We start from the raw sequence: 4,704 nt of genomic DNA, 5'->3' as shown, positions 1-4,704 counted from the left end.
GTGTTATTGGAGTACTGGGTTTTCTATTTTTGGTGGGGGCGCTGCAAATGAATGGATGAAAATCATTCGTGCTGTAACTTTGCAAATGGCATCATTGATGCTGGGCAACGACTTCTGCGGTTAAGGACATACTATTACTGTGAGGGGCGATGGGAACTAAATCATATCTGCCGGACTACACACACACTGTACTGCTTAGTACGCAATACATACCACGTCACATACTTCTGAATAACACTTTGTTTAAAAAGAAAAAGCGTGTAGTTTTTCCAGAGCTCATGGGAATACGAGGTTGTTGGTTCTACGGGGCTTCGTGTATGCTTCTTATCCATTAACATTAACTGAATGTTGGGGGAATGATTTATGATAATGCCAGACTATGCTGAGTTCTCGACGCACCAGATAGGCAGCGCGTGCTCACCGATTGAGAGCAGGCTTCCTATCCTGATATTCCCGAACGCCACATGCTAAACTGTTAGGCAAGAAACTTGATTGCTATGAGCAAAAATATCCAAAAGAGAAAAAAAGATTTTTTGAACATTCTCCTGAAGTGATTAGAAGATGGGGCAGAATACGACAGCTAAAAAGAACAAAGAAAATTAGCAGATTTATAATGCGCCCTTACTTAAAGATAAAAGAAAGAAAAAAGAGAAAAATCTTAGAAGAAACTTTTGAGGTAATAAAAAAATCAAGCTATAAAAATAGAAAAAAAACAAACTATAACTCATGTAAAATAATCTTCAATATTGCACTATATTTTCTAATAGCAGAAAGAGACATTCAGTCAGTAAAAATTGACGCCCTCACTCATCCAGATCCATGGAAAAGGAATTTATGCATTAGAACTATATTATTAACACTACATGAGTGGGTCATAGATAAAGTTTCGGGAAACACTCTTAAAGTGACTCTTGATGAGATAAACGCACCTGAAGAGTTGAAAGAAGAAACTTATATAGCTCTAAGAAAAATCCGTAAAGCTCAAAAAGCAGCAAAGAGAAAATTAGGATTTTTAAGAAACTCCACTATTGCCCATAGAGATCCTGATGCATTGTTACAGTATCGAACTATAAGAAATTTAGATGATCTTTCAGTTTTAAAACTTGCCTCTGAATTTTATGCTGGTGCTGACTTGTTTATAGATCTTGTATCAAAATTAATACTTGAAAGCAGTTCGCTACAGGGTCTTTTTACACAATTATTAAACTCAAGAAAGTAGCAAGAGTTTCGAATTAAAAAGCCTGAAAGTTATGTCGATGACGAACGTAGTAACAGCCGGCGACTTCGCCCATTCTACTCCCCGCCGCGCCCGTCAACTCAATGTTGGCATAATTTGGCACTTACGACACAATCATCATAAAATTAATTGAATTCCATATAAGCATGCAGCTGTAAGTGTCTTTGTCACTCTTGAAGATTTGCTGTACATCTGTACACATCAGTCAAATATGTCTATAGTGGTACATATGTACTTAAAGCTTGAGACAACATGGACATCACGATAGACACATCAGCACTGATTGCTGTCATTGGCAATGAAAAGACAAAAGATAAGATCATCGAAGCCACCATTGGAGCAACTTTAGTTGCACCTATATCTGTGCATTGGGAAATAGGCAATGCTTTTTCAGCCATGTTCAAAAGAAGACTGATTGATTTAGCAGAAGCAGAAAAAGCACTAAAAATCTACAAATCCATTCCCATACAGTTTATAGATGTGCCGCTAGAACGAACTCTACATATAACCAAGCAGTTTAATATTTATGCGTATGATGCTTATCTCATTCAATGTGCAGAACTAACAAGTAGTCCATTACTCACGCTAGATAAAAACTTAATAAATGTTGCCAAACAAATGGGTATTACCGTATTGGAGGTAATAGATGAAACAATATAACTTTACTGAAGCCAGAAAAAACTTTGCATCAGTGCTTGAGACAGCAAAACAAGAGGGGATTATCTGCATTTATAAACGCAATGGAGAGGCGTATTACCTGACTCCAGTAAAAACTAAAAAATCCCCTTTAGATGTTGAAGGGATAGATTTGCGGCTTTCAAACAGCCAGATTATATCTATTCTGAGCGAAAGCAGAGAAAGAACTTATTTTTAGCCAAAAAGTTGCTTGACCACGGACGCGACGACAGCCCGCGTCTTCGCTTCGTCCAATCGATTCCCCGCCGCGCCCGTCAGCTATGATGTTAGCGCACGACGACACTACCCAAATACATGGACATTCAAACAGCAGTATTGGCAGACCACCAAGAGTTCATACCAACCATTGCTAGTTGGCTTCATTCAGAGTGGGAGCATTTAAGAATCGGCAGTTCTAGTGTTGAGCTATCCAAGAGCATACAAAACAAAGTCAACCGCAAACCACTCATTCACATAATCGCTTTAATTCATAATAACCCTGTGCCGCTCTTAAAAAACTGAATAATCAAGCTGTTAGCACGTCAGGTTCATACGATCGACTTGACTGAACCATCTTAAGAGGTTACAAACTATTGGCTAACGAAACACCAAAACGCCCTCTAATAAATGCTTAAGTGTTCAACGCCTAAATGGAGGATACTTTGTCTCAAGTCGAAATTTTCCCCCTGATCGCAGGACTTTCTGCTGTTGCTAGCGTGATTTATTTGTCTGTAGCCGATAGACCAATTTCCAAAAACATGTGGCTATTTCCAGCAGTTTTATCGTTACTATTCCTAGTGTTTTCCCTACAAGCCGTAATAACAGAAGGTCCGCTAGGATTTTGGCCTGAACACACCCGTAATTTGTGGGGAAACCAAATTTGGTACGATCTGCTGCTTGGCGTCTCCGCAGCTATCGCCTTCATTATTCCCAGAGCGCGTAAAGTTAAGATGCAGGTGTTGCCTTGGACATTGTTATGTCTGGCTACAGGTAGCATCGGTCTGTATGCCTTCATCAGTCGACTGCTGTATCTAGAAGCACGAAGGCATAGCGATTGATTACAGAAGCTAGAAAAATTTTGCTTCGCTCTTTGACTTTTTACTAAAGTGTTATACCGAGATTCGATCTAAGAAACTGTTAGGGAGTGCCTTTGCTTACTGCGTCTCCGTTCATCGATGTTTTAAAAGGAAAATCTGTCACCCACGTATGGCGCGGGTACGGCTCTGCAATTTTCTTGGAGTTTGGTGCTTTAACTGAAAGAAAAAGGTGTGGTGATACCCTTAGCCAGCCAAATGGCGAGCTCACTCTCATGATTGAGTGGAGTTGGCGTGTTGAAAAACCTCGTTCAATCCTTGCTGGTTCGTGGAGTTCCGAGCGTCGTTGGCCATCTGTGTTCAAGCGACTCATCGGTTGCGAAGTTAGACAAGTCGACTTTCTAGGCACTTTGCCCGAAATCTCGTTATCCCTTTCCAAGGGCCTGCGCGTCGTTTCATTCATGACGGCTGAAGGTCAACCCGCTTGGGCACTTATCGCACGGCAGCCCAATCTTGGTAGCCTTAGTGTTAAGCGAGGCAGACTCTATGTTGAACCACTGGACTCCTAACCATCGATTTAAGTGAATCTGCCGCACGCCTACTTTGATTTTCCTATTTGCCACTCAAGTGACTGCGTTTCGTATAAGAGCCCAGCAGCGCGATCATGCTGAACAATATGAGTACAGCGGTAAGGTAAAAGCCTCTCGCAGAAGCTTGCCAGAAAATCGTACCCTATACCCAGCGCTGCACGGCGGCTGCGGTATCGGTAGGGTTGGTATTAAAACAAATATTAGCTTGTGGTGCTGATTTATGTACCGCATTTACCAATGTTTCAAATACCAAAAAATGATCAGCATCAGTACGTACACCCGCACCAATCAATACACAATCGACTGCATTTTCTGCTAGATATTGCTCAACGTCAGCTTGTGCTGTTTCTGCACTACGCACAAAGCACAATTCGGCCTGATACCCTAACTGATTGAGGCTATCACGATCCGCTTCTAGCATGGCTTGTAACTTTTCGGGTGTCAGATGCGTCCATTTTTCATAATTGACCGCTGAAGGATGCCAGCCGATCATTACTACGTGTTTTTTGCTCATTATTTACTACCTGATGAATTTAACAATGAATCATACTACTCACAAATAATTGCAATTGCAATAATTGCTCTTGCTATATTTGCATCAGCCATAGTGACTTGGAATAATGCAACGCATGGACGATAGACAAAACATAGTACATTCAGACAGCGTAGGCTGGTTGATCAATGCCGCTGCCATCAAGGTTAATGGCATTATGGCTGCGATGCTGGAGCCATTGAACCTCACACAAGGGCAGTTTGCTATTATGAAAGCGCTGGCAGAGGGCGATAACATTACTCAAACCGAGATTGGCAAAGTAGTTGCCATGCCCAATTATGCGATCACCCGTCAGCTTGATATATTGGAACAACGTGGCTTGCTGGTGCGGCAAGTGGATGAATTCTCACGGCGTAGTTTTAGAATTTGTTTAACCGCAGCAGGGCGGGACTTATCACCGCAATTGTTCGCTATTACTCAAATTGTGAATGAGAATTTTCTTTCCTCACTGCAACCACAGGAAGCTGAACACTTGAAGAAGTTGTTGCAGAACCTAGTAGCTTAGCTAGCTTGTCAGCTCACTCCTCACCCTCATAATAATCAACACTTGTATCTAGGTGGGCAATGACTCTTAAATCATAATCCTTATGGGTATGCCCTGGTGCTTTACCCGCA

At 41.5% G+C, this 4,704-nt stretch carries 6 protein-coding genes; 5 read left to right on the top strand and 1 reads right to left on the bottom strand.

Annotated features, from left to right (window positions below; all coding sequences use genetic code 11):
* Positions 1–613 precede the first annotated feature (613 nt).
* The 4 genes from A3IE_RS21440 (at position 614) to A3IE_RS0119075 (ending at position 2,970) form a co-directional block, all read left to right on the top strand.
* On the top strand, positions 614–1,219 hold the full coding sequence (locus A3IE_RS21440) for a hypothetical protein (protein WP_020397216.1): 606 nt from the start codon (positions 614–616) through the stop codon (positions 1,217–1,219).
* Positions 1,220–1,489: 270 nt separating this feature from the next.
* Positions 1,490–1,897, top strand: coding sequence for a type II toxin-antitoxin system VapC family toxin (locus tag A3IE_RS0119085; protein ID WP_020397215.1), 408 nt, complete (start codon positions 1,490–1,492; stop codon positions 1,895–1,897).
* Positions 1,884–2,111 (top strand): type II toxin-antitoxin system Phd/YefM family antitoxin, encoded by a 228-nt coding sequence (locus A3IE_RS0119080; protein WP_020397214.1) that lies wholly within the window; start codon positions 1,884–1,886, stop codon positions 2,109–2,111. Before A3IE_RS0119085 ends, A3IE_RS0119080 begins: the two co-directional genes overlap by 14 nt.
* A 463-nt stretch (positions 2,112–2,574) precedes the next feature.
* Entirely contained in the window at positions 2,575–2,970 is a 396-nt protein-coding gene (locus A3IE_RS0119075) for a hypothetical protein (protein ID WP_020397213.1), read from the top strand.
* 708 nt (positions 2,971–3,678) lie between these two features.
* Here A3IE_RS0119075 and A3IE_RS0119065 read toward each other — a convergent pair.
* Positions 3,679–4,050, bottom strand: a complete 372-nt coding sequence (locus tag A3IE_RS0119065) for a hypothetical protein (protein ID WP_020397211.1) — start codon at positions 4,048–4,050, stop codon at positions 3,679–3,681.
* Positions 4,051–4,165: 115 nt separating this feature from the next.
* Here A3IE_RS0119065 and A3IE_RS0119060 point away from each other — a divergent pair, with 115 nt between their 5' ends.
* Entirely contained in the window at positions 4,166–4,594 is a 429-nt protein-coding gene (locus tag A3IE_RS0119060; RefSeq protein ID WP_026155039.1) for a MarR family winged helix-turn-helix transcriptional regulator, read from the top strand.
* Positions 4,595–4,704 lie beyond the last annotated feature (110 nt).

The organism is Thiolinea disciformis DSM 14473 (genome assembly GCF_000371925.1).
GTDB classification, from domain to species: Bacteria; Pseudomonadota; Gammaproteobacteria; order Thiotrichales; family Thiotrichaceae; genus Thiolinea; species Thiolinea disciformis.
Note: the sequence above shows the minus strand (reverse complement) of the source record. Positions and strands in the feature narration are given on the sequence as shown.

Excerpts from the sequence above, each read along its gene's own strand:
- A3IE_RS21440 (WP_020397216.1), top strand. The coding sequence starts at position 614 with ATGCGCCCTTACTTAAAGATAAAAGAAAGAAAAAAGAGAAAAATCTTA.
- A3IE_RS0119085 (WP_020397215.1), top strand. The coding sequence starts at position 1,490 with ATGGACATCACGATAGACACATCAGCACTGATTGCTGTCATTGGCAAT.
- A3IE_RS0119080 (WP_020397214.1), top strand. The coding sequence starts at position 1,884 with ATGAAACAATATAACTTTACTGAAGCCAGAAAAAACTTTGCATCAGTG.
- A3IE_RS0119065 (WP_020397211.1), bottom strand. The coding sequence starts at position 4,050 with ATGAGCAAAAAACACGTAGTAATGATCGGCTGGCATCCTTCAGCGGTC.
- A3IE_RS0119060 (WP_026155039.1), top strand. The coding sequence starts at position 4,166 with ATGGACGATAGACAAAACATAGTACATTCAGACAGCGTAGGCTGGTTG.